23 protein-coding genes and 1 pseudogene are annotated in these 26,985 nt (G+C 71.0%); 9 read left to right on the top strand and 15 right to left on the bottom strand.

Annotated elements, in window-relative coordinates; genetic code table 11:
• Positions 1–17 precede the first annotated feature (17 nt).
• The 4 genes from ACIPSA_RS19270 to ACIPSA_RS19285 form a co-directional block, all read right to left on the bottom strand.
• Positions 18–779 (bottom strand): carbohydrate ABC transporter permease, encoded by a 762-nt coding sequence (locus ACIPSA_RS19270; protein WP_402636696.1) that lies wholly within the window; start codon positions 777–779, stop codon positions 18–20.
• A 71-nt stretch (positions 780–850) separates the two neighbouring features.
• A complete protein-coding gene (locus tag ACIPSA_RS19275; RefSeq protein ID WP_402636132.1) occupies positions 851–1,819 on the bottom strand; it encodes a carbohydrate ABC transporter permease in 969 nt (322 codons plus the stop codon).
• A gap of 4 nt (positions 1,820–1,823) precedes the next feature.
• Positions 1,824–3,071 carry an extracellular solute-binding protein gene (locus tag ACIPSA_RS19280; RefSeq protein ID WP_402636134.1) on the bottom strand — a complete coding sequence of 416 codons (1,248 nt, stop codon included), beginning with the start codon at positions 3,069–3,071 and terminating at the stop codon, positions 1,824–1,826.
• Positions 3,072–3,136: 65 nt separating this feature from the next.
• Positions 3,137–5,065, bottom strand: coding sequence for a glycoside hydrolase family 127 protein (locus ACIPSA_RS19285; protein ID WP_402636136.1), 1,929 nt, complete (start codon positions 5,063–5,065; stop codon positions 3,137–3,139).
• Positions 5,066–5,321: 256 nt separating this feature from the next.
• On the opposite strand from ACIPSA_RS19285, the gene ACIPSA_RS19290 reads away from it, so the two are divergent.
• The 5 genes from ACIPSA_RS19290 to ACIPSA_RS19310 all read left to right on the top strand — a co-directional run bounded on the left by ACIPSA_RS19290 (position 5,322) and on the right by ACIPSA_RS19310 (position 12,197).
• Positions 5,322–6,344 (top strand): LacI family DNA-binding transcriptional regulator, encoded by a 1,023-nt coding sequence (locus tag ACIPSA_RS19290; RefSeq protein ID WP_402636138.1) that lies wholly within the window; start codon positions 5,322–5,324, stop codon positions 6,342–6,344.
• 288 nt (positions 6,345–6,632) lie between these two features.
• Positions 6,633–7,460 carry an FAD binding domain-containing protein gene (locus ACIPSA_RS19295; protein WP_402636141.1) on the top strand — a complete coding sequence of 276 codons (828 nt, stop codon included), beginning with the start codon at positions 6,633–6,635 and terminating at the stop codon, positions 7,458–7,460.
• The gene (locus tag ACIPSA_RS19300; protein ID WP_402636144.1) at positions 7,457–10,174 is read left to right on the top strand and encodes a molybdopterin-dependent oxidoreductase; all 2,718 of its coding nucleotides are present in this window, start codon (positions 7,457–7,459) and stop codon (positions 10,172–10,174) included. Before ACIPSA_RS19295 ends, ACIPSA_RS19300 begins: the two co-directional genes overlap by 4 nt.
• A gap of 3 nt (positions 10,175–10,177) precedes the next feature.
• The gene (locus ACIPSA_RS19305) at positions 10,178–11,167 is read left to right on the top strand and encodes an antibiotic biosynthesis monooxygenase (protein ID WP_402636147.1); all 990 of its coding nucleotides are present in this window, start codon (positions 10,178–10,180) and stop codon (positions 11,165–11,167) included.
• A 124-nt stretch (positions 11,168–11,291) separates the two neighbouring features.
• A complete protein-coding gene (locus tag ACIPSA_RS19310; RefSeq protein WP_402636150.1) occupies positions 11,292–12,197 on the top strand; it encodes a LysR family transcriptional regulator in 906 nt (301 codons plus the stop codon).
• A 28-nt stretch (positions 12,198–12,225) separates the two neighbouring features.
• Here the strand turns inward: ACIPSA_RS19310 and ACIPSA_RS19315 are convergent, their stop codons facing one another.
• The gene (locus ACIPSA_RS19315) at positions 12,226–12,786 is read right to left on the bottom strand and encodes a GNAT family N-acetyltransferase (protein WP_402636153.1); all 561 of its coding nucleotides are present in this window, start codon (positions 12,784–12,786) and stop codon (positions 12,226–12,228) included.
• Between the two features lie 269 nt (positions 12,787–13,055).
• Here ACIPSA_RS19315 and ACIPSA_RS19320 point away from each other — a divergent pair, with 269 nt between their 5' ends.
• On the top strand, positions 13,056–14,636 hold the full coding sequence (locus ACIPSA_RS19320; RefSeq protein WP_402636156.1) for an IS200/IS605 family accessory protein TnpB-related protein: 1,581 nt from the start codon (positions 13,056–13,058) through the stop codon (positions 14,634–14,636).
• On the opposite strand, the gene ACIPSA_RS19325 is transcribed toward ACIPSA_RS19320, so the two are convergent.
• Positions 14,633–15,223 carry an HD domain-containing protein gene (locus tag ACIPSA_RS19325; protein WP_402636159.1) on the bottom strand — a complete coding sequence of 197 codons (591 nt, stop codon included), beginning with the start codon at positions 15,221–15,223 and terminating at the stop codon, positions 14,633–14,635. The two genes, ACIPSA_RS19320 and ACIPSA_RS19325, sit on opposite strands and share 4 nt — an antisense overlap.
• Before the next feature lie 56 nt (positions 15,224–15,279).
• Between ACIPSA_RS19325 and ACIPSA_RS19330 the strand changes: the two genes are divergently transcribed.
• On the top strand, positions 15,280–15,954 hold the full coding sequence (locus ACIPSA_RS19330) for a hypothetical protein (protein ID WP_402636161.1): 675 nt from the start codon (positions 15,280–15,282) through the stop codon (positions 15,952–15,954).
• 31 nt (positions 15,955–15,985) lie between these two features.
• Here the strand turns inward: ACIPSA_RS19330 and ACIPSA_RS19335 are convergent, their stop codons facing one another.
• Positions 15,986–17,860 (bottom strand): glycoside hydrolase family 47 protein, encoded by a 1,875-nt coding sequence (locus ACIPSA_RS19335; RefSeq protein WP_402636164.1) that lies wholly within the window; start codon positions 17,858–17,860, stop codon positions 15,986–15,988.
• A gap of 255 nt (positions 17,861–18,115) precedes the next feature.
• Here ACIPSA_RS19335 and ACIPSA_RS19340 point away from each other — a divergent pair, with 255 nt between their 5' ends.
• A complete protein-coding gene (locus ACIPSA_RS19340) occupies positions 18,116–18,481 on the top strand; it encodes a cupin domain-containing protein (RefSeq protein ID WP_402636699.1) in 366 nt (121 codons plus the stop codon).
• Between the two features lie 97 nt (positions 18,482–18,578).
• Here ACIPSA_RS19340 and ACIPSA_RS19345 read toward each other — a convergent pair whose 3' ends face one another.
• From ACIPSA_RS19345 to ACIPSA_RS19360, 4 genes are all read right to left on the bottom strand, one after another.
• Positions 18,579–19,550, bottom strand: coding sequence for an NAD(P)-dependent alcohol dehydrogenase (locus ACIPSA_RS19345; RefSeq protein ID WP_402636167.1), 972 nt, complete (start codon positions 19,548–19,550; stop codon positions 18,579–18,581).
• 120 nt (positions 19,551–19,670) lie between these two features.
• Complete coding sequence (locus ACIPSA_RS19350; RefSeq protein ID WP_402636170.1) at positions 19,671–20,645, bottom strand: D-cysteine desulfhydrase family protein; 975 nt, start codon at positions 20,643–20,645, stop codon at positions 19,671–19,673.
• Between the two features lie 63 nt (positions 20,646–20,708).
• Complete coding sequence (locus tag ACIPSA_RS19355; protein ID WP_402636174.1) at positions 20,709–22,067, bottom strand: VWA domain-containing protein; 1,359 nt, start codon at positions 22,065–22,067, stop codon at positions 20,709–20,711.
• Positions 22,064–22,921 (bottom strand): AAA family ATPase, encoded by an 858-nt coding sequence (locus tag ACIPSA_RS19360; RefSeq protein WP_402636177.1) that lies wholly within the window; start codon positions 22,919–22,921, stop codon positions 22,064–22,066. Before ACIPSA_RS19360 ends, ACIPSA_RS19355 begins: the two co-directional genes overlap by 4 nt.
• Positions 22,922–23,065: 144 nt before the next feature.
• Here ACIPSA_RS19360 and ACIPSA_RS19365 point away from each other — a divergent pair, with 144 nt between their 5' ends.
• Positions 23,066–23,638 carry a TetR/AcrR family transcriptional regulator gene (locus tag ACIPSA_RS19365; RefSeq protein WP_402636180.1) on the top strand — a complete coding sequence of 191 codons (573 nt, stop codon included), beginning with the start codon at positions 23,066–23,068 and terminating at the stop codon, positions 23,636–23,638.
• A gap of 58 nt (positions 23,639–23,696) precedes the next feature.
• On the opposite strand, the pseudogene ACIPSA_RS19370 reads toward ACIPSA_RS19365, so the two are convergent.
• The 4 genes and pseudogenes from ACIPSA_RS19370 to ACIPSA_RS19385 form a co-directional block, all read right to left on the bottom strand.
• Positions 23,697–24,019, bottom strand: a pseudogene (locus ACIPSA_RS19370) (ABC transporter permease); the annotation flags it as partial.
• A 19-nt stretch (positions 24,020–24,038) separates the two neighbouring features.
• A complete protein-coding gene (locus ACIPSA_RS19375; protein ID WP_402636182.1) occupies positions 24,039–24,722 on the bottom strand; it encodes a lactate utilization protein C in 684 nt (227 codons plus the stop codon).
• Positions 24,719–26,230, bottom strand: coding sequence for a LutB/LldF family L-lactate oxidation iron-sulfur protein (locus ACIPSA_RS19380; protein ID WP_402636185.1), 1,512 nt, complete (start codon positions 26,228–26,230; stop codon positions 24,719–24,721). Before ACIPSA_RS19380 ends, ACIPSA_RS19375 begins: the two co-directional genes overlap by 4 nt.
• Positions 26,227–26,982, bottom strand: coding sequence for a (Fe-S)-binding protein (locus ACIPSA_RS19385; protein WP_402636187.1), 756 nt, complete (start codon positions 26,980–26,982; stop codon positions 26,227–26,229). The genes ACIPSA_RS19380 and ACIPSA_RS19385 overlap by 4 nt, the downstream gene beginning before the upstream one ends.
• Positions 26,983–26,985: the final 3 nt, after the last annotated feature.

The raw sequence follows: 26,985 nt of genomic DNA on the forward strand, positions 1-26,985 counted from the left end.
GGGGACGGTGGGGGTGATCAGTCCTTCACGGCACCCGCGGTCACGCCCGCGGCCACGTAGCGCTGTGCGAGGACCAGCAGAACGGCTGCGGGGATCGACGCGACGACGGCGGTGGCCATGATCGCGTTCCATTCCTGGTTGTTGTTGCCGATGTAGCGGTAGATGCCGAGGGTGATCGGCTTCCAGTTGCCGCCGCCGTCGAGGGTGTTGGCGAAGACGAAGTCGGACCAGGCCCACAGGAAGGTGAACAGCGAGACAGTGACGACGGCGTTACGGCTGACCGGCAGCACGACCGACCAGAAGGTGCGGAAGGCTCCGGCGCCGTCGATGCGGGACGCGGCGATGAGCTCGCCGGGGATGCCCGACATGAACGCCGCGCAGATCATGACGCCGAAGGGCACGGCGATGGTGGAGTCCGCGATGATCAGCCCCCACCAGGAGTTGAGCAGACCGAGGTCCAGGAAGATGCCGTAGAAGCCCATCGCCATGACGATCCCGGGGATCATCTGCGCCATCAGCAGCGCCAGGCCCAGCGCGCCGCCGCCGCGTGGGCGGAGTTTCGCCAGGGAGTAACCGGCGGGGGCGGCCAGGAGGAGGGTGAGGGCGACCGTGCCCAGGCCGATGAGCAGGCTCGTGCCGAGGTAGGGCAACTGGTCGTCCAGGACGGCCCGGTAGCCCTCGAAGGTGGGGTGCAGCGGGAGCAGGTCGGGCGGGTACTTGCGCATGTCCCGCTGCGGGGTGAGGGACACGTTCAGCATCCAGTACACCGGGAACAGCATCAGCGCGGTGAGCAGAAGCCCGATCAGGGTGTACAGGGAGTTCACGGTGTTCGGGGTGTGCCGGTGCGACTTCACGCCTCCTGCCTCCTCTGGACGCGGATGTACAGCAGCCCGAAGACGAGCGCGATGAGGATGAGGATGTTGCCGACCGCGGCCCCGGGGCCGAACTTGGGCAGCAGGGTGCCGAAGCCGAGCTGGTAGGACCAGGTGGCCAGGGTGGACGACGCGTCGCCGGGGCCGCCCTTGGTCATGATCCAGATCAGGTCGAACACCTTGAGGGTGTAGACGAGCCCGAGCAGCAGGGTGATCGCGGACACCGGGCGCAGCAGCGGGAAGGTGATCCGGCGGAACTGCTGCCAGCCGCCCGCACCGTCGAGCGCCGCCGCCTCGTACAGCTCGCCCGGGATGTTCTGCAGCCCGCTGTGCAGGATGACCAGGTTGAACGGGATGCCGATCCAGATGTTGGCGACGATCACCGAGGTCAGCGCCCAGTCCGGCGAGGTCAGCCAGCCGACCGGGTCCACGCCCAAGAAGTGCAGGAAGTAGTTCACCACTCCCGACTCGCTGTTGAACATCCACGACCACGTCGACGCCGAGACGATCAGCGGCAGCAGCCACGGGACGAGGAACAGCGCCCTCAGCACGGTGGAGAGCCTGAAGTGCCGGTTGAAGAAGACCGCGAGCGCGAGCCCGATGACGTACTGGAAGGCGATCGACACGAAGGTGAAGGCCATCGTGTGCCGCATCGCCGGGCCGAACGTCGGATCGTCCAGCACCTTCCGGAAGTTGTCCCAGCCGGAGAACGGCGCGTCGCCCGCCACGAAGGACCGGACGGTGTAGTCGCGCAGACTCAGGTCGAGGTTGCGGTAGAGCGGATATACGTAGAACGCGGTGAGGTAGGCGAGAAGGGGTGTCACGAAGGCGAGGGCGGTGAGGCGGCTCCTGCGCCGGTGCCGGCGGCGCAGGGACAGTGCGTCGGCGCCGCTCGCTCCCGCGGTGGCCGGTGCTCGCCGCGAACGGTCGACCCGGGCGATGGTCATGCCGCTACTGGCCCTTCTGCGCGCTCGACTGTGCCGTGGCCAGCGCGTCCTGCGGGCTCTTGCCGCCCGACAGCGCCGCCTGGACCGCGGTCCACATGGGCTGGGAGATGGCCGGGTACTTGGTGCCCAGACCGCCGCTGGTCCGGCCGCGAGCCGCGGCCACCGCGTCCACCCACGGCTTGAGCTTCGGGTTCCGCTTCACCTGCTCGGCCTGGACGGCGCTCGTCGGCGCGACGTACATCAGTGTCGTGTCGGTGGGCAGCAGATTCGCGTCGCTGGTCAGACACGTGACGATCTTCTTGCTGACCTCGTAGCGTCCGGAGTCCTTCTGGACGGGGACGGTCACGAACTCGCCGCCCGTCGGCACGGGCGCCGAACCACCGTGCCGCCCGGGGATGTTGATGATGCCGTAGGCGAAGCCCGCCTTGTCGGCGTTGCCGAGCTGCCAGGTGCCGTTCTCGCTGAACGCGTACTCCCCGGTGGCGAACTCCTGCCAGCTGGTCGTCTGCGTGTTCTGCAGCACGTCCTTGGGCGCATACCCCTCGTCGACCCACTGCTTCCACAGCGCCAGCGCGGCGACCCCCTTCGCGGAGTTCAGCTCGATGAGGTCGCCGTCCGCGCCCCAGAACCAGGGCAGGAACTGGAAGCTGCCCTCCTCCGTGTTGATCGCGGAGAAGGTGATGCCCTTTTTCCCAGCCGCCCTGACCTTCTTCAGCGCCGCCGTCAGCGACGTCCAGTCCTTGACCGAGGCGGGGTCGACGCCCGCGGCGGCCAGGATCTTCTTGTTGTAGTAGAGGGCGAGGGTGTTGGCGCCGATGGGCACGCCGTAGGCCGCGTTGCCGATGGTGCCGGCGCCGATGATGTTCTTCTGGATCGACGAGGCGTCGAGGCCGAGGTCGCTCGTCTTGTTGAGGATCCCCGCCTCCACCAGTGTGGAGACGACGGGGTTGTCCACGAGCATCACGTCGGGCGCGTTGCCCTGCTGGGCGGCGAGCAGCGCCTTGTTGCCCAGGTCCGTGGTGTCGTACGAGGTCCGCTTGAGCTTCACCCCGGCCCGGGTGCCGCACGCGCTGACGAGTCTGCCCCAGGCGGAGGTGGCGTCGAACTGGGGGTACGGGTCCCAGAAGGTGTACGTCCCCCCGGACGGGGAGGACGACCCCGAGGAGTTGGAGGCGCCACCGCAGGCGGTGAGGGAGGCGAGCGTGCCGACGGCGGCGAGCGCGGCGAAGAGCGTACGGCGGGTGGGTATCACGGGGTGACCTCGCTGTCGTGGGGCGGGGTGTGGGGCGCGGAGTGTGGGGTGTGGGATGCGGGGTGTCAGGAGGTGGGGAGCCAGACGCGCATGCTGCCGTCCTCGCGGTTGGCCCAGGCGTGGTACGGGACGGCGGTCAACTCGACGGGCTCGCCGTCCGGTTCGGGATGTGTTCCGTCCACCTCGGCGTACGGCCACCACCCCCGGTCGGGGATGCTGCGGCGCCGGCCGGCGGCCACCACGGTGGTGATGCCGCCGAGCAGGTCCGGGCGGTGCTTCACGGCCAGCGGACGGGTGGGGTCCAGGACGATGTCGTCCAGACCGCCGCCGGGGTGGTCGACCTGCTCCAGGCAGTGGACGAGCGGCCCGCGTTCGATCGCCACGCAGCCGCGTACGGCGTCCACCCGGGGGTCGGCCGCGGTCAGCCGTGGCTCCAGGCCGAGTTCGAGGACGATCTGGTCGCCGGGCGCCCAGGTGCGCTCCAGGCGCAGCCAGCCGTCGGAAAGGGGCGCATCGGTCCGGTCGTACGTCCGTGTGCCGCACCGCACGCGGAACTCCCGTGCCCACTGCGGGATGCGCAGGGACAGCGTCCAGGGGCGGTCGGCCGGGGTCTCCTCGACCGTGAGGGCGACGGTGCCGTGCCACGGGTAGTCGGTCTCGGCGCGCACGGTGACCGGGCCGGCGGCGTAGCGACCGGTGACGTACTGGTGGATCTGCAGACCCCGGTCGTCTCCGGAGGCCAGGTAGTGCTCCAGGCTCGCCAGCAGGCGCATCGCGTTGGGCGGGCAGCAGGCGCAGCGGAACCAGCGGGTGCGGCGGGCCGACTGGTCGCCGCCGGAGTCGGTGTGTCCGTCGCGGACCTGGAGCGGGTTGACGTACAGCCAGCGCTCGCCGTCCAGGGAGACACCCGCCAGGAAGCCGTTGTAGAGGGTGCGTTCGATCAGGTCGGAGTAGCGGGCCTCGCCGGTGAGCAGGGCCAGGCGCCAGCTCCACTGGACGGAGGCGATGGCGGCGCAGGTCTCGCAGTAGGCGCGCTCGTTGGGCAGTTCGTACGGGTCGCCGAAGTCCTCCTGGTCGTGGTGGGCGCCGAGGCCGCCGGTCAGGTGGGTCTTGGCGGTGGTCATCGAGTGCCACAACCGCTCGCCCGCTGCTCGCAGTTCGGCGTCCCCGGTCTCCGCCGCCAGGTCGGCCGCGGCCGCCAGCAGGTACAACTGCCGTACGGCGTGGCCCTCGACGTCGGTCGCCTCGCGCAGCGGCACGCGGTCCTGGCAGTAGGCCTCACCGCCGAGCAGCCCATGGCCGTGCCGGTCGACGAAGTAGCCGGCCAGGTCCAGGTAGCGGCGCTCCCCGGTCTCCCGGTACAGCTCGACCAGGGCGGTCTCCACCTCGGGGTGGCCGTCGATGCCGTCGATCGGGCGGCCGCTCGCGGGGAGGCCGAAGACCGAGTCGATGTGATCGGCGAACCCGCGGGCCACGTCCAGGAGTTCGGCGCGTCCGGTGGCCCGATGGTGGGCCACGGCCGCCTGGATCAGGTGGCCCGCGCAGTACAGCTCGTGGCCCCAGCGCAGGTCCCGGTAGCGTTCGCCGCCCTTGACCAGTTGGAACCAGGTGTTGAGATAGCCGTCGGCCTGCTGGGCGGCGGCGACCAGGGAGACGATGCGGTCCACCTCGGTGGCCAGTGACTCGTCGGCGTCCTGGCCGAGCTGCCAGGCGGCCGCCTCCAGCCACTTGTAGACGTCCGTGTCCACGAACGGATACGCGCCCCGGAACCCGCCCTCCGCCGCGCCCGCCGCCAGCCGCAGGTTGTGCAGGTTGCCGGCGGACTCCAGCAGGCCCGGTCCCTGGGGGATGGAGACGCGGGCGTTGGTCGCGCGGCGGGCGTGCCAGAAGCCCGCGTCGATGCCGGCGGCCGCGGGGCGCAGCGCGGCGTGGGTGTCCGGGCCGAGCCGGACCGGGCCGGTGGGGGAGGGCAGGGCGGAGCGTGTGCGGGGCATGGCTCTCCGGGTGGGTGGCGTGACGGCGTTCGGAGTGTTCATTGTTCGCAATGTCGAACGTTGTCCGGGGAAAGGGTCACAGTCAGTCGCGGAGCAGTTTTGAGCAACCGTTTTCTCGCCGAGAAGTACAGGGGAGCGGGGCGGGTCGGTCAAGACGTGCTGCAAGAAGTTTTTCAACTTGCCCGACCTTCTGGCACTTCCGCCGGACGGCTGCCACGATGTGAGCCGTCGTCATCACCCAGGAAAAGGCTTGCCCGTGACCTCCGCTCCAGGCTCTCCCCCCACCGGCCGGGCCAGGCTCGCCGACGTCGCCGCGCTGGCGGGCGTCAGTGTGGGCACGGCGTCGAAGGCGCTGAACGGCGGCGGCCGGATGCGTCCCGAGACCCGGCAACGGGTGCTGGACGCGGTGGAAGCGCTCGGATTCCGGCCCAACCAGCATGCCCAGAGCCTGCACAGCGGCCGCAGCTGGACGGTCGGCCTGATGACGACGGACGGGATCGGCCGGTTCAGCACCCCGGTGCTCCTCGGCGCCGAGGACGCGCTCGGTGCCGGGAAGATCTCGGTCCTGCTGTGCGACACCCGCGGCGACGCGATCCGTGAGCAGCATCATCTGCGCAACCTCACCGACCGCCGGGTGGACGGCATCATCGTCGCCGGCCGCCGTACGGACCCCCGGCCGCCGCTGACCGGCATCGACCCGTCGATCCCCGTCGTCTACGCGCTCTCCCCGTCCACCGACCCCGCCGACACCTCCGTCGTCACCGACGACCGCGGCGGCGCCCACCTGGCCGTCGAGCACCTGCTGGCCACCGGCCGCACCCGTATCGCCCACGTCACCGGCCCGGAGCACCACCAGGCGGCCCGCGACCGCGCCCGGCACGCCATCGAGCACCTGCGGGGCGCGGGACTGGAACTCGTCACGGGCCGGGTGCACTTCGGGGAGTGGAGCGAGGCGTGGGGCCGGCGCGCCGCCGACGCGGTGCGGCGTACGGCGCCGGACACGGACGCCTTCTTCTGCGGCAACGACCAGATCGCCCGGGGTGTGGCCGACGCGCTGCGCGAACGGGGCAGGAGCGTCCCCGGTGACGTCGCCGTCGTCGGCTACGACAACTGGGACACCATGGCGCTCGCCTGTCGGCCACCGCTCACCACGATCGACATGAACCTGGCCGAGATCGGCAGGATCGCCGCCCTGCGCCTGCTCCACGCCATCGACACCGAGCCCGAGCCGGGCGTGCACACGGTGCCGTGCCGGCTGGTCGTGCGCGAGTCCAGCTGAGCCGGCCCGGTCTGACCTTCTTCTGACCTCCTTGCGCATTCAACGTCTTCATATCCGCACGCCGAAGCCCTGGCCCGGCGCGGCCGGGCAATGGTTTCTGAGATACGCTTGAAAAAGGTACGCGCGCCCGCCGGAACCTTATCGAGCGTTCGATCCGAGCGGTCACAAGTGACTGCCCCGCTGTTCGGCGCGCGCACCGATACTGATGCCAATATTTCGGACCGTACATGCGCAGCCCCATCTGGTCGATCCAGTTCGGCTGGCGTTTTCAGTTCGGCAGGCGTTTTCATGGACCTCAACACCATCACCGAAGTCGTCCGGCGACCGAGCGAGCGGCCAGGCGCGGACTGGCGCGAAGGCGACGCCTGGCTCGCAGGCGGAACGTGGCTGTTCTCCGTCGAGCAGCCGGACCTGCGCCGCCTGATCGATCTGACAGCCCTGCGCTGGGAACCCCTCGTCCCGAGCAGCACGGGCCTCGAAATCGGTGCCACATGCACCATCCGTGACCTGTATTCCTGCCCGCTGCCACGTGACTGGCTCGCCGGTTCCCTGATCGCGAAAAGCTGCGAGGCGTTCCTGGCCTCGTTCAAGGTCTGGAATTCGGCGACCGTCGGCGGAAATATCTGCATGTCTCTGCCGGCCGGCCCGATGATCACCCTGACCGTCGCACTCGAGGCCAAATACGTACTGTGGGGTCCGGGCAGGTCCGCGCGCGTCGTCGATGCCCTCGACTTCGTTACCGGCGACCACCGGAACATTCTCGCTCCCGGGGAAATCCTGCGGAGTGTCGACATTCCGGTGCGCGCCTTGCGGAAACGCGCCGCGCACCGCCGTTTCACACTGACCCGTCTCGGCCGTTCGACGGTGTTCCTCATCGGCACCCAGACGCCGGGAACGAGCGATCTGCTGCTCACCGTCACGGCCGGCACCACACGCCCGGTGCGCCTCGCCTTCGACACCATGCCCGATGCCCGGACCCTGCGGCAGAGCATCGACGACATCCCCGCCGACATCTGGTTCGCCGACCCCAACGGGACCCCTGACCACCGGTGCCACCTGACGAAGCACTTCGCCGAAGAGATCCGTCGCGAACTCATGGCTGGGAGCCCGGCATGACCTACATCGTCAATGGACAGTCCTTCGACGAGACACCACGCCCCGGCCAGTGCCTGCGCACCTTTCTGCGCTCGCTCGGCCACTTCGGCGTCAAGAAGGGCTGCGACGCGGGCGATTGCGGCGCATGCACGGTGTGGCTGGACGGCGATCCGGTGCACAGCTGCATCACCCCCGCGTTCCGCGCGGACGGCCACGAGGTGACCACGATCGAGGGCCTCGGATCACCCGGCGACCTGCACCCGATGCAGCGCCGGTTCCGTGACGCCCCGGGGTTCCAGTGCGGCTTCTGCACCGCGGGGATGATCATGACGGCGGCAACGCTCACCGAGGCCCAGAAACAGGACCTGCCAAGGGCGTTGAAGGGAAACCTGTGCCGCTGCACGGGCTATCGCGGGATCGAGGATGCCGTGCGGGGCGTCGCCGGTATCGAGACGGCCGCGCCGGGAAAGGCCGTCGGGACGAGCGTCGGCGCGCCGGCGGCCGATGACGTGGTGACCGGCCGCGCCGAGTTCACGATGGACACCCACATCGAGGGCATGCTTCACCTCAAGGTGCTGCACTCACCCCACGCGCACGCCCGCGTCGTCTCGATCGACAAGACCGCCGCACTCGCGGTGCCCGGTGTGCATCGGGTCTACACCTGGGAAGACGTGCCGCGCAGGCGTTTCACCACGGCGATTCACACCGACCACCTGGTGGATCCGGACGACACCTTCATCCTCGACAACACGGTCCGCTTCGTCGGCCAGCGCGTCGCCGCGGTCCTGGCCGACACGGCCGGCGCGGCGGAAGAAGGCTGCCGACGCGTCGCCGTCGAGTACGAGCCGCTGCCGGCGGTGTTCGACCCCGAAGAGGCCATGGCCGAAGGGGCGCCACAACTGCACGGCACACACGATCCGTTCATCCGTGACCCCGTCCGCAACGTCCTGATCGAGCTCCATGCGCACATCGGGGACGTCGAGGCGGGGTTCGCCCAGGCCGACGTCATCCACGAAGGCACCTACCACTCGCCGCGGGTGCAGCATGCGCATCTCGAGACCCACGGCTCGATCGCCTGGATGCAGGACGGCCGGCTGAACGTCCGAACCAGCTCGCAGTCGCCGTCGATCGCGAAGGTCAAACTCGCCCATCTGTTCGCGCTGCGCCCGGACCAACTCCGCGTGTTCTGCAAGCGCGTCGGCGGCGGTTTCGGTGGCAAACAGGAAGTGATCACGGAGGACCTGGTCGCGCTCGCCACCCTGGGCACCGGGCGGCCCGTGTGCTTCGAGTACACCCGGGAGGAGGAGTTCACCACCGCCTCGCCACGGCATCCGATGACGTTGACGGTCAGGCTCGGGGCGAAGGCGGACGGCACGCTCACGGCGTTCCAGGTCCGCAATGTGTCGAACACCGGCGCCTACGGCAACCACGGCGGCGAAACACTGTACGCGGGTGGCGCGGCCGTCATGATCTACCGCTGCCCGAACAAGAAGTACGACGCGTACTCCGTCTACACGAACACCGTTCCCAGCGGGGCGCTGCGCGGTTACGGGATGACGCAGCCGGCGTTCGCCGTGGAATCGGCGATGGACGAACTGGCCCGCGCCCTGCACATCGATCCGCTCGAACTGCGGCGACGCAATGTCGTGCGACCGGGTGAGCCACTCGTCGCCCTGCACGACGGCCCCGACGACGTGTTCTTCACCGAGGACGCGATCGCGAAGTGCATCGATCTGGTGGGGGACGCGCTGGCTCGTACGGCCCATCAGCCGGCACCCGGCCCCGGGTGGCTCGTCGGGGTGGGCGTCGCGAGTTCGCTGCACGAGACGGCGCCCCCGACCGAACACATCTCGGAGGCCTGGGTCACCCTCGGCGACGACCTCGTCTACGAACTGGCCGTCGGAACGGTCGAGTTCGGCGAGGGGACGTCGACCGCCCATGTCCAGATCGCGGCCAACCAGCTGGGCACGACGCCGTCGCGGATCCGCCTGGTGCAGTCCGACACCGACCGCACGGGATTCGACACCGGAGCGTTCGCGAGCGCGGGACTCTTCGTGTCCGGCAACGCGGTACTCCGCGCGGCCAACGCCGTGCGCGACCGCATCCTGGAGTTCGCCGCCGCGCACACGGGCGTCCATCTCGTGATGTGCTCGATGGACGACGACGGCGTCGTCTGCGGCGACCGGCGTGTGTCCCTGGCCGAGCTCGTCGCACTTGCCCGAGCGCGCGGAATCCGCTTCACCGCCGCCCGCAAGGCGTACGGCTCCCCGCGCAGCGTCACCTCCAACGCGCACGGTTTCCGCATCGCCGTTCATCCGGCGACGGGCGAGATCCGCATCCTTTACAGCGTCCAGGCGGCCGACGCCGGCGAAGTCATCAACCCCGCGCAGGTCCGGGGGCAGGTGGAAGGTGGTGTCGCCCAGGGAATCGGCTTCGTGCTGACCGAGAACCACCATGTCGACGACGACGGTGTCATGGTCAATCCGAACTTCCGCAACTACCGTATTCCCACCTACGCCGACGTTCCTCGTACCGAGGTACTCCTGGTGGAATCGACGGACTCCGTCGGGCCCATGCGGTCGAAGGGTATGGCGGAATGCTGCATCAACCCGGTGGCTCCGGCGCTGGCGAACGCCCTCCACGACGCCACGGGCGTCCGCTACCGAGCGCTCCCCCTGACGCCGGAACGTATCTACAGTCGGCTCGGCCAGATCCAGTCGGTTCCGATGGCCTGAGCAATGAACACCGGAAAGACTGAAAAGACCGGAAAAGGCGAGGATGCCGCCGCTACGGCCGTCATCGGTCAGAAGGTTCTGCCGGGGCTGGAGCGCGAGTTCAAGACGTGGCAGGAGGGCGTCAACTCGGCCGCCGCCGACTACGCCGGGTATCTCGGTGCCGAGATCTCCCCGCCGACCGCCCTGCAATCCGAATGGGTCATCGTGTACCGGTTCGACTCGATACCCCATCTGCAGACGTGGATCAACAGCGCGACCAGGCAGCGCCATCTCGATGTCGGCAGCAAGTACTTCGACGGCCCCGCCACGCAGCAGGTGCTCGGGGGCGGCACGCGGACGGTGGATCCGCTGGTGACCGTTGTCGTCACCCACCGTGTCCATCCGGACCACGTCGGCGGCTTTCTCGACTGGCAGCGCCACATGACCGAGGAGGAGAGCAAGTTCGAGGGGTTCTGCGGAACCGAGCTCTTCCGCCCGATCGAGGGACTTCAGGACGAATGGACCACGCTGTACCGGTACGACAGCGCGGAACACCTGGATGCCTGGCTGACGTCGAAAAAGCGGCAGGAGGTTCTCGCCGAGGGCGAGAGGTTCAACGACTTCAGGATGCGCACGATCGACAACTCGTTCGGGAGCTGGTTCGCGTTCGAGGAGAACGGCAAGGAGACGCCGCCGCCCTCGGAGACCAAGACGTCCGTCGCGGTCTGGGTCGGTCTGTACCCCACTGTGGTGCTGCTGACCCTCGCTTTCAAGCCGCTGGGGCTGCCGCTCTGGCTCGGCCTGCTGCTGAGCAATCTCGTGTCGAGCTTCGTCATGAGCTTCGTCACGATGCCCTATTACGTGAACCCGCTGCTCAAGCGGTGGCTGCGGCCGCCACCGGATGAGCCGGCGGCGAAGACCAACGGCATCGGCCTGGGCATCGTGGCCGTGGTGATGGCGTTCTGGGCCGTCGTCTTCTACGTCGTCACGACCGGGATCTGGACGCTGCGCTGAAACCGGTCACTCGGGCGGCCGGTGCGGTCGAAGAGCCCCGGCACAGGAGGTGACATAGGCAACCAGTGGGGATCCCGTCATCGGGCATTGGGATTTCTATGGGACGCGGAGCATACTCGGACGGGTGGACAGCTCATCCCTCGACCTGAACCTGCTGCGTACCTTCCTGGCCGTGTACCGGTCGGGCTCCTTCACGGGCGCCGGGCAGCTGCTGGGGCTGTCCCAGCCGACGGTGACGACCCAGATGCGCACGCTGGAGCGGCAGGCCGGACGCGAGCTGTTCGAGCGGCTGCCGCGGGGTGTCGCGCCGACGGCCGTCGCCGACGAGCTGGCGGCGCGGGTCGCCGCACCGCTCGACGAACTCGCGGCCGTGGCGGGCCCGCACCCGTTGCCGGGCGGCCGGGCCGAGCCGGTCCACCTGGCCGGCCCCGCCGAGTTCCTGTGCACCAGCGCGCTGCCCGCCCTGGCACCGCTGGTGGCGGAGGGCGTACGGCTGCGCGTGGCGACGGGGCTGACCGAACCGCTGCTGGACGAACTGCGGGCGGGCCGTCACGATCTGGTGGTCGCCACGGCCCGCCCGCGCGGCCGCACGCTGAGCGCGGTCCCGCTCGGTGACGAGGAGTTCGTGCTGGTCGCCGCCCCCGTGTGGGCCGAGCGGCTGAGGGAACCGCTGGCTGTCGAGGGCCCCGTCGTGCTGCACTCCGCGCCACTGGTCACGTACGCCGAGGACCTCCCGATCGCCCGCCGCTACTGGCGCCACGTCTTCGGCCGGCGACTCTCCTGCCCCGCCGCGGTGACCGTGCCCGACCTGCGCGGGGTCCTGGCGGCGGTGACCGCCGGCGCGGGCTTCACCGTGCTGCCCCGCTACCTCTGCGCCGACCAGCTGGCCTCCGGCGCCCTCGTGCCGCTCCACGAGCCCGAGGACCCGCCGATCAACACGGCCTTCCTGGTCCAGCGCCCCGGCCGTCCCGAGAACCCCGACGTGGCCCGCGTCCGCGACTGCTTGCTGCACACCGCGCGTTCCTGGTAGAGGCGACCGTGTTCGCCCGCCCGCCCGGTCAGCCGGCGGTGCTGCCCCGGATCCACTCCGGTGCCGTCACCGACCAGATCTCCTCGTCGTGCCGCTTCCCCCGATAGAGGTAACTCTCGCGCAGCACACCGTCCTTGCTCATCCCGAGCCGACGGGCCACGGCGATGCTGGGCTCGTTCTCCGGGCAGACCCACCACTCGACACGGTGGATGCCGCGCTCCCGGACCGCCCAGTCGATGAGCACGCGCGCGGAACGGGTCACCAGACCCCGGCCGACCGCCGCCGGCTCCAGCCAGCAGCCCGCCTCGGCGATGCCCTGGCCGAGGTCCAGCCGGCGCAGGACGACCGCGCCGACCAGCCCGCCGTCCACCCGGATCCCGCGGATCCGGCCCGTGTCGGCCGCGGCCCTCTGCGCGTACGACTGCAGGAACGCCCGGCTCGACTCCAGGTCGGTGACGACGTCCGGCAGCCCGTTGAACCGCCCGATGAACTCGCGGCCCCGGTCCACATGGGCCAGGAACTCCCCGGCCTGCCATGGTTCGAGGGGGCCCAGCTCGGCGCTGTCGTCGCCCAGGGATATCGCGTGCATCGTCACCTTCGTCGTACGGGGTTCGGAACTGCTGCCGCTCAACCGAACTCAAGTGTGCTGTAGCGAGTATGAGTGATGACCGTCTGCTGGTGCCGATGCGCGTGCACAGGATTTTCACGGGAGCGAACGGGAGTTTGTGTTCCGAATGCGTGACCTTTGCGGGCGGGGCTGGTTGGTTGCCGTGACGGGATCTTTGGCGCCGGTTGGGGGTGTGGGGTGGGCGGGCTGCGGGAGGTGGCGGACCCGTTCGTGGTGCCCGCACCGGTGGGGTGGCGGTCCGGGCCCGGCTGCGGGTGTCGCAGACGGATGCGGCGGTGCTCGGTGAGGTCGGCGCGTTTCTCGGTTCGCTGGCCGCCGGTGATCTCGCGCAGCGGTCCCGTCAGGGACTGGCCCACGACGCGGCCTCGTGGGCGGCACGGAAGAGGGGACTGACCCCAGGCTCCTCGGCGCGGTGGGCGGGCAGTATCACCAAGGCCACACACGACCAGTGGGCGCTGGCCCGGCGCGGTCAGGCGGCCGAGATGGTTTGGCTGCGCGGGCAGATCGCAAGGGTCGAGGCGCGGCTGGCCCGGCCGCTGGGCGCCAAGGCCGACAAGCGGGCGGGGCTGCCGCGTGGTTATGGCTCGCGGGCGGAGTGGCATGCCAAGTCCCGCCGCCTGCACGCCCTCAAAAACCGGCTGGCGGGGCTGGAGGAGGACTGGGCGGCGGGCCGGGTGCACGTGGTGCGCGGCGGCAAACAGCTCGCGCGGCTTCGCCACCACCTGGACGAGGCCCGGCTCACCGGGCAGGCCTGGCGGGAGCGGTGGCGGGCGGCACGGATGTTCCTGGCCGCCGACGGAGAGTCCGGCAAACGCTTCGGCAACGAGCCCATCCGCATCACCGACACCGGACAGGTCTCCATCAAACTCCCCGCCGCGCTCGCCCGCCTGGCCAACGCCCCGCACGGCCGGTATGTGCTGGAGGCGACCGCGGAGTTCCAGCACCGGGGCGAGGAGTGGGCGGACCGGATCACCGCCAATCGGGCGGTCGCCTATCGCATCCACCACGACACCGAGCGCGGCCGCTGGTACGTCACCGCATCCTGGCAGGGCGCCCCCGTTCCGGTGCTGCCGCTCAAGGCGGCCCTGGCCCGGGGTGTGGTCGCGGTGGACATGAACGACGATCACCTGGCCGCCTGGCAGCTGGACATCCACGGCAATCCTGTCGGCGAGCCCCGGCGCTTCTTCTACGACCTGTCCGGCACCACCCGGCACCGGGACGCCCAGATCCGCCACGCACTGACCCGGCTGCTGCACCACACCCGCCGATGCGGGGCCGCGGCGGTAGCGATCGAGGACCTCGACTTCACCGACGGCAGGACACGCGAACACTTCGGGCGCAACAAGCGTTTCCGCCGTCTGATCTCCCGCTTCCCCACCGCCAAGCTGAAGGCCCGGCTGACGGCGATGGCCGCGGAACAGGACCTTGCGCTCGTCGCGGTCGACCCGGCCTACACCTCCCGGTGGGGCGCCCAGCACTGGCAGCAGCCCCTCACCACCACGACCCGACAGACCACGCGCCACGACGCTGCGGCCGTGGCCATCGGACGACGCGCCCTCGGGCACCCGATCCGGCGTCGGACGGCACCGCCCCGTACCCACCAGAGCGATGGAAACGGGCATCGGACCGCCCAGGCCCGACCAGGTACCCCGGGGCGCGAGGGACCCCGCCCCCGCATTCCCGGACCACGCACCAGATGCGTGCCGCCCGGCAGTGGAGCGAAAGCGGGCGACCAGCGTGCCCAACACCGTTCGGGACACGCGGCTGAGCAGCAGTCCTGGCACCAGGACTCACTCCCGCTCAGTCTCTAGGAACGGTGGGACATCTGGTAGGCCAGCCTACGGTCGGCGCCCTCGCCGATGCCCGTGAGGTACTCGTCCAGCAGCATGAACTCCTCCCAGACGGGGCGCCCTTCGGCCCGGGCGAGCCGGTTCACGACCAGGTCCTCCAGGTCGGGGACGCGCTTGTTCTTCCAGACCTTGTCGGCGAGGCTCACCAGCAGGTCCTCCAGGCCGGCTCCCGGTGTGCCCCAGGACGCGTGCGTACCGGCGAACCGGGCCAGCCGGGCCTCCACGCCGTGGGCCAGCAGGAGTTCGCGTCCGGCCTCCTCGTGCCGCGAACCGGGACCGGAGAGCTCGTCGGGATGCAGCGTCTTGCCGACATCATGCGTGGCGGCCCCGAAGAGCACCGCCTCCCGGTCGAAGTCCAGCGCCGGGCAGCGCTCTTCGACCCAGTCGACGAGCCGCGCCGCGACATCGTGCACCGCCCGGAGGTGGGCGACCAGCCGGGGCGGGGCATCAAGTCGCTGAAGCAGCTCGGCGGCCCTTCGCGGAAGCGGTCTCAGGGGCGGGTCCTCGATCTCGTCCACAGCGATCGAAAAAGCATTCGTGAGGGGCACCGTGCCAGAGTAGTCTCCGGCGCGACTCGGACACCGACGGCTTGCGGAGGGCATTCATGCCTGCGGTACACACGGCGTTACTCCTCGGGACGGGCCTCTTCTGGACCGTCGCCTACGTGCTGCTGATCCGTACCGGGGTGCGGGAGCGGACGTTCGGGATGCCGGTCGTCGCGTTCGCCACCAACTTCAGCTGGGAGTTCATGTTCGCCTTCGTGCGGCCGCCGTCCGGTCTCGGGCACGTCATCAACATCGTGTGGTTCTTCTTCGACGTGGCCATCGGCTACACGATCGTCCGCTTCGGCCGGGCCGAGTTCCCCTACCTGCCCGACCGGTTGTTCCTGCCCGCGCTGGCCGCACTGCTGCTCCTCGCCTATCCGGGCATGAACTACGCCTCGGAGCGGTTCGACGAGGGCGCCGGCGCCCTCACCGCGTTCGGCAGCAACCTGGCCATGTCCGGGATGTTCCTGGCGATGCTGGCCGCCCGCCGGGGGACACGCGGCCAGTCACTCGGCATCGCGGTGACCAAACTCCTCGGAACGGCCTGCGCCTCGCTGACGATGCTCACCGACCCCGACGGGGATCCGCGCTACGACAACGCCCTGATGTACTACCTCTACATCGGCTGCCTCGTCGTCGATCTCGCCTACGTGTACGCGGTGTTCGCCGTAGGCCGCGCCGCGGGCGCCGCCCGCTCCGGCGAGCCGGCCGCTTGGAATGCCGTCCCGAGCTGACCGGCACCGCCGCCGCGGTCGCCGGTCTTCCTCAGGACGTCACCAGCTGCCACTGCTGTGAGGCCGAGTCGCTCGGCGCCCGCTGCACCACCGCCGCGCCGTCGCCCGTGCCGTCGACGTCCAGGGCCTTGCCGCTGTTGCGGTTGACGAGGCGCTGGTGGCCGCCGCCCGCCGACTGGAGCGTCCACTGCTGGGTGGGGGTGCCGTTGTGCTCCCACTGGTTCAGGGCCGTGCCGTCCGCGGTGGAGGAACGCGGCACTTCCAGCACCTTGCCGCTGTTGAGGCTGGTCAGCTTGGTGTAGCCGCCCGAAGTCGTGGCGATCCACCGCTGGTTGGCACCGGAGTGCGGGGACCACGCGATCACCGCGGCGCCGTTCGAGGTCGCCGCCCCGCTCACGTCGATGGCCCGTCCCGTCGCCCGGTTCAGCAGATGGAAGGTGCCGCTCGGCGCGGGCGCCGCCACCCGGTTGGCGCCGCGCAGCACATTGCCCTCGGTGGTCAGGTAGTTGGTGGTGTAGTCGAAGCGCGGCGCGCCGGACCACAGGAGGTAGAAGTACTTCATGTTCTCCGAGAACCAGTAGCCGGGCGTCAGGTCGCCCTTGGTCGTCGGGGTCGTCGTCATGTCCGACACGACGGTGTAGCCGTTCGGCACCTTGCAGTGGGACTTCTGCGCGTTCCAGAGCCACTTGGCGCGGTCCCGGTAGACCTCCTTGCCGGTCAGCAGCCACAGGAACAGCGCGGAGTCCGCGTACTCCGGCCGCAGTTGGTACTGGTTGCTGGTCGCGCCGAGCGTCGTGTAGTCGATCCCCTCCGGCGGCAGCCGGTACGACGCCAGCGCCGCCGCCCATGAGGAGTGGTACGACTCGCCCTCGCTCAGGTTGCCGCCCTGGGCGAGCAACCCCGCGTAGAACGCGGTGAGTTCGGACTGTCTCCGGCCGGCCGGCGCCCCACTGTTCATGTCGGCGGACCTGAACCAAAGCCGCCCGTCGTAGGTCTCCCCGAGCCGTCGCAGGACCGCCGAGGTCAGTGTCTGGTACCAGCCGCGGATCTCCGTGTCACCGAAGAACTGGTAGGCGTCCCACAGATACTCGAAGTACGAGTCCACGGGCGGGTCCACCCGGGCGGTCGCGTCGGTCCAGGCACCGCTCTCGACGTCGAGCGTCGTCCCTACCAGGTTCAGCGACGAGCGCCGGTCGTACGGTGCCTTCAGCGCTTTCTTCGCCGCGTCGAAGTACTTCGGGTCGCCGGTCAGCTGGGACAGCCACCCCAGCTCGGTGATGTTGCTGCCGGCTTCGGCGAGCGGCACCTGGCTGCCGCTGACCGCACCCGTGCGCAGGTTGACGTACCGGTACGGCGCCCCGGTCGGCGACGACGTGAACGCGGGCAGCAGTCGGTCGGCCAGGTCGCGCGCCTTGGTGAGCAGGACGGAGCTGCCGGTGCAGTGGTAGCCGGAGAGCAGGCCGCCGACCAGCCGGATGATCGTCTCGAAGACGTGCACGCTCGCGTTGCGGTCGAAGTCCAGGTTCCCGTCGATCCAGGAGACGGCCGCGTCGAGTTCGCCGTCCAGCTCCATGAGGTACAGCGTGTCCAGCGACTCCACGACGGTCAGCCCCAGCGGCACCCCGCTGATGAAGAACTCCGAGCCGGTGCCGGACACCGGGCGCAGCTCGTCGCGGCCCCAGGTCAGCCGCCGGTAGGCGGTCCAGGAGGTGAGGAACTCCTGGCGTACGTCCTCGGCGAGGGCGGGGTCGGCCGGTCCGGGCGCGGCGGCCGCCGATGCCGCCGCGGGGCCGCCGAGCGCGGCGAGGGCGGCCGCCGCCCCGGCCGCCGAGCGCAGCAGGGCCCGGCGGGTCAGACGGGCGCCCAGGGGTCCGGCGGGGAAGGTGCTGGTGGGGGGTGTTGCCATGAGGGGGCTCCGTTCGGGGCGTTGACAACGTTGTCTTCTCGGATCTCCTGGCTCAGGATGCTGGGGTGTTGCGGGTTTTCCGGTGAACTGGGCGCGAGTCGCGGGCAGTCGGCATGCGGCGCGCGGGCCGGCACCGCGGTGCGTGCGGTGCGCGGCTAGCCGAGTCTGGAGCGATGAGCGTGAGCATGTCAATGCTTGCCGCGCCGGGTCGGCAGGCAGACGATGGAGTACGGGGCCGGAAGGGAGGACACCGTGATGTTGGAAGTGAAGACGGTGGACAAGCCGGACGAGCGGCGCGACTTCCCCCGCGGCCATCTCGAAACCGTCCATCTGACCGGGCTGGACTTCGCCGTGGCCACCTTCGAGCCGGGCTGGCGCTGGTCGGAGTCCGTGGGCCCGATCGCGGGCACCGAGACCTGCCGGATCCACCACAACGGCTACGTGGTCCAGGGACGGATGCTCCTGCGCATGGACGACGGCGCCGAGGCCGAGGTCGGCCCCGGCGACGTCTTCGTGTGCCCGCCCGGCCACGACGCCTGGGTCGTGGGTGACGAACAGGTTGTGGTGTACGACTTCGCGGGCGGCATGGCACAGCAGTACGCGAGGGCTCCGGAGACCTGAGCGGCTCCGGAGACCTGAGCGGCTCCGGACCTGCCCCGCGGTGCTCGTCGCCGCGGGGCACGGTCATGGTGGGGCACGGTCATGGTCGGCCGGCCGGTCAGACGGTGACGACGACCTTCCCGCGCGCGTGCTCCTCTTCCAGGTACCGGATGGCCTCGGGGGCCTCGCCCAGTGTGTAGGTCCGGTCGATGACGGGGGCCAGCTTCCCGGAGTCGGCCAGCCGCCTCAGCTCCGCCAGCACCGCCTTGCTGGGCGCCGGGCCGATGAGCGGGCGCAGCCGCTGGCGGACGAAGGGGGAGAGCACGAGTCCCTTGAGGATGAGCGCGGGAGCCCCGAGGAACTGCCCCGGGCTGCCCCCGCCGCCCAGGACGAGCGTCCCGGTGGGCGTGAGGGCGCGCCGGAGCTCCGAGATCCCACGGTTGGCCACCATGTCGAGGACGACGTCGTAGCGCCGCCCGGCGCGCGTGAAGTCCTCCCGCGTGTAGTCGACGACATGGTCCGCGCCCAGTGAGCGGACCAGCTCGGCGTTGCGCGTGCCGCACACACCGGTCACCTCCGCGCCGAGCGTCCTCGCGATCTGCACGGCGAACGTGCCGACCCCGCCGGAGGCGCCGTTGACCAGCACTTGTTGCCCCGGCCGCAGCCCCGCCACGTCACGCAGTCCGCGCAGGGCGGTGTTCCCGGCCAGCGGCAGGGCCGCCGCCTGTTCGAAGGTGAGGGTGGCGGGCTTGCGCTCCACCCAGGCGTCCGGGACGCACACGTACTCCGCGAACGTTCCGTCGACCTCGCCGAACACCTCGTCGCCCGGCTGGAGATCCCGTACGTTCCGGCCGACCGCCGCCACCTCGCCCGCGAAGTCCCGGCCCCGGATCCGGGCCCGGGGCGCGCGGGGGCCCAGCGCCAGCCGGGCCACGTACGGGTCGCCGCGCATCAGGTGCCAGTCGTACGCGTTCAACGCGGCGGCCCGCACCCGCACCAGCACCTCGTCGTCGCCGGGCACCGGCTTGTCCACGTCCCTGAGCTCCAGTACGTCCGGCGGACCGTACCGGTCCTGGACGACCGCTTTCATGCCGTCTCCCCCCTAGCTGTGTACTCGCAGGTTAGGGGCAGGTCCCGCGGCCGGGCATCGGGGAAGTGCCGTAATCCCGGGGGTGGAGGAACGCGGGTGCGTGTAAGGGGCCGGGTGTCGTCAGGGCTCGTAGGTGACGACCCCCTCCTCGGCGAACGCGACGGCCTCCGCGTGCCCGAAGAAGCCGGGCAGCCCGCCGGTGTGCACGAACACCGTCCGCTCGCCCGGCCGGATGTCACCGTCCCGGACGGCGGCGGTCAGACCGGCCAGCGCCCGGCCGGTGTAGACCGGGTCGAGGACCAGTCCCTCGGTGCGGGCGGCGAGCCGGAGCGCGTCGGACGCGGGACCGGTGAGCGTCGCGTACCCGGCGCCCACCTGGTCGCGCCGCACCCGCAGCCGGTCCGGGACGACCGCCTCCGTGGTGAGCGGCGCCGCGAACTCGCCGACGGCGGCGGCCGGATCGGCCAGGGCACCCACGTCGACCCCCAGCACCGCGTCCGCCCCCAGCGACGCGACAAGTCCGGCCATCGTGCCACCGGATCCGAGGGCGACGACCGCGGTCCGCATGTCCGGAACCTGTTCGCGCAGCTCCTCGCCGCACCGCACATAGCCGCGGGCGCCCAGCACACTGGACCCGCCGAACGGAACGAGCGCCGGCCGGGAGCCGTTCTTCCCCAGCCGCTCGCAGATTTCGGCCGCCACCGTGTCCAGACCCGCCCGGTCGACCTCACCCGCCCAGGCCAGCCGCGCCCCGAACAGCCCGTCCAGCGCGAGGTTCCCGGACCGCGACTCGTTCTGCAGGCCGCGCAGCACGAGCACCACGTCGAGGCCCAGACGCGCGCCGGCGGCCGCCGTCAGCCGGGCGTGGTTGCTCTGCGGGGCGCCGGTCGTCACCAGCGTGTCGGCCCCCTCCGCGAGCGCCGCGCCCAGGGTCCACTCCAGCTTGCGGATCTTGTTGCCGCCCCCGCCGAGACCGGTCAGGTCGTCGCGCTTGATCCACAGGTCGTCCGGGCCGAGCCCGATGGCGGTGGCCAGCCGGGGCGCCGGTTCCAGGGGGGTGGGGAAGGTGCCGAGTTCCACGGGCGGATGGGTCATGTCGTACGTCCTCGTCTGCGGGCGGTGGTGCCGCAAGTCGATCACACGACGGCGCCGGACGCCTCACACCGGCAGCAGCCGCGCGATCAGGCCGCCGAGCTGCCGGGCCGTGCGGCACTCGTGCATCTCGACCAGGTCCGCGTAGGCGGGCGCGGCGGAGTCGCCGGTGCCCCACTGGGAACGCTGCTCCGGGTTCAGCCAGTAGACGCGGCGGGCCCGTTCCCCGATGCGGCGGACGGCCGGCAGGTTGGGGTCGCTCATGTTCGTACGGGCGTCACCGAGGACGAACACGGTCGTGCGCGGGCCGACCGCGTCGCCGTACCGCTCCGCGAACTCGCCCAGCGCCACGCCGTAGTCGCTGCTGCCGTGCCAGCCGGTGAGCGTGGCCTCCGCGCGGATGCGGGCGCCGAGGCCCTCCGGGTCGGCCGTGCCGTGGTCGATGAGGCCGGTCACCTCGTCGATCCGGTTGACGAAGGCGAACACCCGCACCTTGCTGAACTGGTCGTGCAGCGCCTGCACCAGCAGCATCGTGAAGTCGGAGAAGCCCGACACCGAGCCCGAGACGTCGCACAGCAGCACCAGCTCGGGCCGCACGGGACGGCGCCGGCGCAGCACCGGCCGTATCGGCACGCCGCCCGTCGACAGCGACCCGCGCAGGGTGCGGCGCAGATCGATCGTGCCGCGCGCGGCCCGGCGGCGCCGGGCGGCGAGCCGGGTGGCCAGCTTCCGGGCGAGCGGCTGCACGGTCCTGCGCAGTTCGGTCAGTTGGTCGCGCCCGGCGAACAGGAAGTCCACCCGGTCGGCGGTCGGCCGCACCGCGCGCCGGGCGATCATGTCCCGGTCGCGCCGCTCGGCGACCCGCCGCCGCGCCTCCGCCGCGACCATCGCGCGGAACGCGTCGATACGGCGCCGGATCTCGTCGTCGAGCAGCCGGTCGGCGAACCCGTCGCCCCCGTTCCGCCCCTGGACGTCCGCCCGTACCCGGGCCAGCAGCGTCTGGGGGCGGAGCCGGTCGAGGGTCTGGTACGACGACCAGCCGTCCGACTCGGGGGAACTCCCGTATCCGCCCAGACCGTCGACCGCCTCCGCGGCCAGCCGCGCCATCATGGTCCGGTCGTCGGCGGCCAGCGCGGCGGCGAGGCGGTCGCGCAGCTCCTCCCGGTCCGCGGACCCGGCCTCGGGCGCGCCGACGCCCCGCGCGAAGTACAGGTCGAAGACCGGGTCGAAGACGGGCCGCTGGGCCGGCCCGTGCAGCAGGGTCGCCGCCAGGCCCTCCCGCAGCAGTTCCCGGTCGGCGAACCCGAGCGCCTCCACCGCGTGGGCCGCGTCCACGGTCTCGCCGGTGCCGATCCGGACGCCGTGCGCGCGCAGCGCCCCGACCAGGCCCGTCAGCCGCTCGACGACACCCGCCGGCGTGCTCACAGGTTGTCCAGGTCCAGCTTGGCGGCCGCCTTGAGGATGTCGTCCTGGTGCTTGAGGATCACGCCCAGGCTGTCGCGTACGACCGTCTCGTCGAGGGTGTCGGCGCCCAGCGCCAGCAGTGTGCGCGCCCAGTCGATCGTCTCGGCGACCGACGGCACCTTCCGCAGGTCCATGGCGCGCAGCGCGCCGATCACCCGAACGACGGAGGCGGCCAGCGCCTCGCCGAGGCCCGGCACCTTCAGCCGGACGATCCGCCGCTCCAGCTCCTCGTCCGGGAAGCCGATGTGCAGGAAGAGGCAGCGGCGCCGCAGGGCCTCGGACAGCTCGCGGCCGGCGTTGGAGGTGAGCACGACGAAGGGGCGCTGCGTGGCCGTGATGGTCCCCAGCTCGGGGACGGTCACCTGGAAGTCGCTGAGCACCTCCAGGAGGAGCCCCTCCATCTCGACGTCGGCCTTGTCGGTCTCGTCGATCAGCAGCACGGTGGGGTCGTCGCCGCGGATGGCGGTCAGCAACGGGCGCGGGAGCAGGAACTCCTCGCTGAAGATGTCCGTGCGCGTCTCGTCCCAGCTCTCGTCCCGGCCCGCGCTGATGCGCAGCAGCTGCTTGGCGTGGTTCCACTCGTACAGCGCGCGGGACTCGTCGACGCCCTCGTAGCACTGCAGGCGTACCAGCCGGGCGTCCGCGACCTGGGCGACGGCCTTGGCGAGCTCAGTCTTGCCGACTCCCGCGGGACCCTCCACCAGCAGCGGTTTGCCCAGCCGGGCGGCCAGGAAGACGGTCGTGGCGACCGCGGGCGAGGCGAGGTAGCCGGTCTCGGCGAGGCGTGCGGAGACGTCGTCGACGGAAGTGAACAACGGGGCCTCCGGCGGGGTCGGGGAGCAGGTGTCCGGTCTCCTATCTAAGCGCTTGTTCACCGCCTCTGTCACGCGGTGTCGATGGTGATCCTCGGCGCACACCGATCGGTTTCCCATCCTTCGCCGGCGCGGTAACCTCGCCGTATGACCACCATGGACAAGGCGTCCCCCCGAGACCGGCTGCTCGACACGGCCGCCCGGCTCTTCTACGACGAGGGCGTCTCCATCGGTGTCGAGGCGCTGTGCCGGGCGGCGGGCGTCTCGAAGCGGTCGATGTACCAGCTCTTCGACAGCAAGGACGAGGTGCTGGCGGCGAGCCTGGAGCGGCGGCGGCCGTGGTACGAGGCTCAGTTCGAGCCCGCCGACCCGGACGCCGTGACGCCTCGCGAGCGGATCCTGTACGTCTTCGAGCGCCTGGCGAAGGCCTCCGCGGACCCCGGCTACCACGGCTGCCCGTACCTGGCGGTACTGGTCGAGCTCAAGAACCCGGAGCACCCGGGCGCCGCGGTCGCCCGCGCGGCCAAGGAGCGCCTGGAGACGGCCTTCCGCAGCCTCGCCGAACGCGGGGGCGCCCGCGACCCCGAACTGCTCGCCCGCCAGCTCATGCTGATCTTCGATGGCGCCAGTGCCCGCGTCGGCGCCCGGGTGGAGCGCCTGGACGACGGTCTGGCCACGGCGACGGTGACGACGCTGCTGGATGCCGCGGGAGTGAAGTAGGGCAAGCCGGAAGGGGACGGCTCCGCCGAAGCGGCCGCACCTTCGTGTCTCCCTCCGCTCACGCCGTTGCCACCGCACCGGCCGCCGGAGTCCGCAGCATCCGCCGGGCCGTCCCCGGACTCGTCCCCGGCGTCGCCGCCGCGACCGCGGTCACCGCGGCCCGGATGCCGAAGGCCTGGCCGGGCAGCGTGCCGTCGGTGCGGACCATGGTGAACGGGACGATGCCGGCCAGGGCGGCCACGGTGCCGAGCAGGACGCCGTCGCCGTGAGGATCAGCCCCTCGACGCTCACCGTGCCGAGCACCTGGTCCGGAGCCGCGCCCGACGGCCGCTGCCGGCCGAACTCCCGGACGCGGTAGGCCGCAGCCGCGTACAGCGAGGGGTGTACACGGCAACACCCCCTACTGGCTCCCGTTCTGAATGTCCGAAGGGACACCGGCCCGGGAGACGAGCACGACCTCCAGGGTGCGCGGGCCGTGCACCCCCTCCACCCGGTCCAGCTCGATGTCGCTGGTCGCCGACGGGCCGGAGATCCAGGTCAACGGGCGGACGGGGTCGAGGCGTTCGAGGGCCTGCGGGACGGAGGAGACGACCTGCTCGGGTACGCGGACCACGCAGATGTGGTGGTCGGGGACCAGGGTGATCCGGCGGCGCCCCTGGTCGGGGCCGCCGTCCAGCACGATGGTGCCGGTCTCGGCGATCGCCACCGCGCACGCCGTGACCACGCTGTCGACCCGGTCGAGCTCGTGCGCGGTGCTGTCCGGCCGGTCGGCGACACGCGTGACGTCCGTGGCCGACAGCCAGCGCTCGTCCAGCCCGGGCGGCACGAGCACCGACGCCGCCTTCCGGCCGGCCAGCAACCCGGCGATCACCGACGGGAGTTCACCGGCCGTACAGCGGTGCACGACCGCCCGGTAGTCCGACAGGTTCTCGGCCAGCAGGTCCGCCGTCCGCTCGACGGTCCGCTCGCCGTGCTCCCGCAGGTAGTCCCGGGTAACCGCCTGCTCGTACGGCGTGTCGTCGTCCGCTCGCACGTCCGCGAGCGCGCGCCGCACCCGGCCCAGGATCCGGTCCCTGCTGTTCACTTCGCGCCCTCCTTGCCGCCGTTGGTCCGCTGCCACCAGTCCCGGAACGGCTCCGCCGGCACGGCGGGCAGATCGCGGGTTGCGCTCCACGCCTTGCCGGGGCCCGGCAGCGTACGGGGATGCAGACGGCGGGTGCGGGAGGCGAGGCGCTGGCCGGTGCGCAGGGCTCCCGGGTGGGTGAACGCCCAGCGTGCCGCGCGCATGGCGGCCCGTTCGGCGGCATGCCCCTTCGCCGGTCGCAGCACGACCTTGTTGCCCTGCCGCGTCGCCGGACCGCCCTCCACGACCCGCTCCCGCAGGTGCACCAGCACCTCGGGGATGTCGATGGCCACCGGGCACACCTCGTAGCAGGCCCCGCAGAGCGAGGAGGCGTACGGCAGCGAGGCGTCGATCTCGCTCTGCGTGCCCCGGAGTTGGGGGCTGAGGATGGCGCCGATGGGGCCGGGGTAGACCGAGCCGTACGCGTGCCCGCCCGCCCGCTCGTACACGGGGCACACGTTGAGACACGCCGAGCAGCGGATGCAGCGCAGCGCCTGGCGGCCGACCTCGTCGGCGAGGGTGTCGGTGCGGCCGTTGTCGAGCAGGACCAGGTGGAAGGTCTGCGGGCCGTCGGCCGTCTCGGAGTCCGTCGTCCCCGTCCATGTGCTCGTGTACGGGTTCATGCGCTCGGCCGTCGAGGAGCGGGGGAGCGTCTGCAGGAAGACCTCAAGGTCGCGCCAGGTCGGCACGATCTTCTCGATGCCGACGACCGAGATCAGCGTCTCCGGAAGGGTCAGGCACATCCGCCCGTTGCCCTCGGATTCGACGACCACGAGCGTGCCGGTCTCGGCGACCATGAAGTTGGCGCCCGAGATGCCGACCTTGGCGCGCAGGAACTTCTCCCGCAGATGCAGGCGCGCGGCCTCGGCGAGTTCGGCGGGCGTGTCGGTCAGACCGTCCGGGGCCGGACGGCCCCACTCGCCCATCTCCGCACGGAAGATGTCCCGGATCTCACCCCGGTTGCGGTGGATCGCCGGGACCAGGATGTGCGAGGGCCGGTCCTTGCCCAACTGCACGATCAGCTCGGCGAGATCGGTCTCGTAGGCATGGATGCCCTCTTCGAGGAGTGCCTCGTTGAGTCCGATCTCCTGCGTGGCCATCGACTTGACCTTGACGACCTCCGACTCGCCCGTCATCTTCACGAGGTGAGCCACGATCCGGTTCGCCTCGTCCGCGTCGGCGGCCCAGTGCACGATGCCGCCCGCCGCCGTGACCGACTCCTCCAACTGGACCAGATACCGGTCGAGATGACGGAGCGTGTGGTCCTTGATCCGCTTGCCCGCCTCCCGCAGCGCGGCCCAGTCGGACACCTCCGCGACGGCCTTGGCCCGCTTGGCGCGGATGGTGTGCGTGGCGTGGCGCAGATTGCCGCGCAGGGTCCGGTCGTTGACGGCGTCGTGCGCGGCCTTCGGAAACGCCGGGTGGGCGGATGGGGGAAACACAGGCATTCCTACGAACGTGCCGCTCATGCCGCCGGCTCCTCCTCCGTGCTCGCCAGGATCTGCGCGATGTGCACCGGCCGCATGCCCGTCCGCAGGCGGGTCATCGTCCCGCCGATGTGCATCAGACAGGAGTTGTCGGCCGCGCACAGCACCTCCGCTCCCGTCGACTCGGCGCTGTGCACCTTGTCCGCGCCCATCGCCGCCGAGACGTCGGCGTTCTTCAGCGCGAAGGTCCCGCCGAAGCCGCAGCATTCCTCGGCGCCCGGGAGCTCCGCCAGCTCCAGCCCCTTCACAGCCCGCAACAGCCGCAGGGGGCGGTCGCCGAGCCCCAGGCTCCGCAGCCCGTGGCAGGTCGGGTGGTAGGTCACCCTGTGCGGGTAGTACGCCCCGACGTCCGTCACCCCCAGCACGTCCACCAGGAACTCGGTCAGTTCGTACGTCTTCGGCACCACCGGGGCCAGCGTGGCGGCGAGGGTGCCCCCACGCCCCTCGGCGAGCGCCCGCTCTCCCATCCGCGGATAGAGCTCCCGCACCATCGCCCCGCACGACCCGGACGGCGTCACGATCGCCTCGTACTCCCGGAAGACATCGGAGAAATGACGGGCGAGTGGCTCCGCCTCATGCCGGTAGCCGGTGTTGTAGTGCGCCTGTCCGCAGCACGTCTGGGCCATCGGGAAGTCGACCTCGACGCCCAGCCTGGTCAGCAGTTTCACCACCGCGCGGCCGGTGTCCGGGTAGAGCGTGTCGTTGACGCAGGTCAGGAACAGGGCGACACGCATCAC

The organism is Streptomyces sp. NPDC086549 (genome assembly GCF_044746205.1).
GTDB lineage: Bacteria > Actinomycetota > Actinomycetes > Streptomycetales > Streptomycetaceae > Streptomyces.

Excerpts from the sequence above, each read along its gene's own strand:
- ACIPSA_RS19300 (WP_402636144.1), top strand. The coding sequence starts at position 7,457 with ATGACCTACATCGTCAATGGACAGTCCTTCGACGAGACACCACGCCCC.
- ACIPSA_RS19315 (WP_402636153.1), bottom strand. The coding sequence starts at position 12,786 with ATGCACGCGATATCCCTGGGCGACGACAGCGCCGAGCTGGGCCCCCTC.
- ACIPSA_RS19305 (WP_402636147.1), top strand. The coding sequence starts at position 10,178 with ATGAACACCGGAAAGACTGAAAAGACCGGAAAAGGCGAGGATGCCGCC.
- ACIPSA_RS19295 (WP_402636141.1), top strand. The coding sequence starts at position 6,633 with ATGGACCTCAACACCATCACCGAAGTCGTCCGGCGACCGAGCGAGCGG.
- ACIPSA_RS19330 (WP_402636161.1), top strand. The coding sequence starts at position 15,280 with ATGCCTGCGGTACACACGGCGTTACTCCTCGGGACGGGCCTCTTCTGG.
- ACIPSA_RS19365 (WP_402636180.1), top strand. The coding sequence starts at position 23,066 with ATGACCACCATGGACAAGGCGTCCCCCCGAGACCGGCTGCTCGACACG.
- ACIPSA_RS19380 (WP_402636185.1), bottom strand. The coding sequence starts at position 26,230 with ATGAGCGGCACGTTCGTAGGAATGCCTGTGTTTCCCCCATCCGCCCAC.
- ACIPSA_RS19340 (WP_402636699.1), top strand. The coding sequence starts at position 18,116 with ATGTTGGAAGTGAAGACGGTGGACAAGCCGGACGAGCGGCGCGACTTC.
- ACIPSA_RS19345 (WP_402636167.1), bottom strand. The coding sequence starts at position 19,550 with ATGAAAGCGGTCGTCCAGGACCGGTACGGTCCGCCGGACGTACTGGAG.
- ACIPSA_RS19285 (WP_402636136.1), bottom strand. The coding sequence starts at position 5,065 with ATGCCCCGCACACGCTCCGCCCTGCCCTCCCCCACCGGCCCGGTCCGG.
- ACIPSA_RS19350 (WP_402636170.1), bottom strand. The coding sequence starts at position 20,645 with ATGACCCATCCGCCCGTGGAACTCGGCACCTTCCCCACCCCCCTGGAA.
- ACIPSA_RS19385 (WP_402636187.1), bottom strand. The coding sequence starts at position 26,982 with ATGCGTGTCGCCCTGTTCCTGACCTGCGTCAACGACACGCTCTACCCG.
- ACIPSA_RS19270 (WP_402636696.1), bottom strand. The coding sequence starts at position 779 with ATGCTGTTCCCGGTGTACTGGATGCTGAACGTGTCCCTCACCCCGCAG.
- ACIPSA_RS19335 (WP_402636164.1), bottom strand. The coding sequence starts at position 17,860 with ATGGCAACACCCCCCACCAGCACCTTCCCCGCCGGACCCCTGGGCGCC.
- ACIPSA_RS19275 (WP_402636132.1), bottom strand. The coding sequence starts at position 1,819 with ATGACCATCGCCCGGGTCGACCGTTCGCGGCGAGCACCGGCCACCGCG.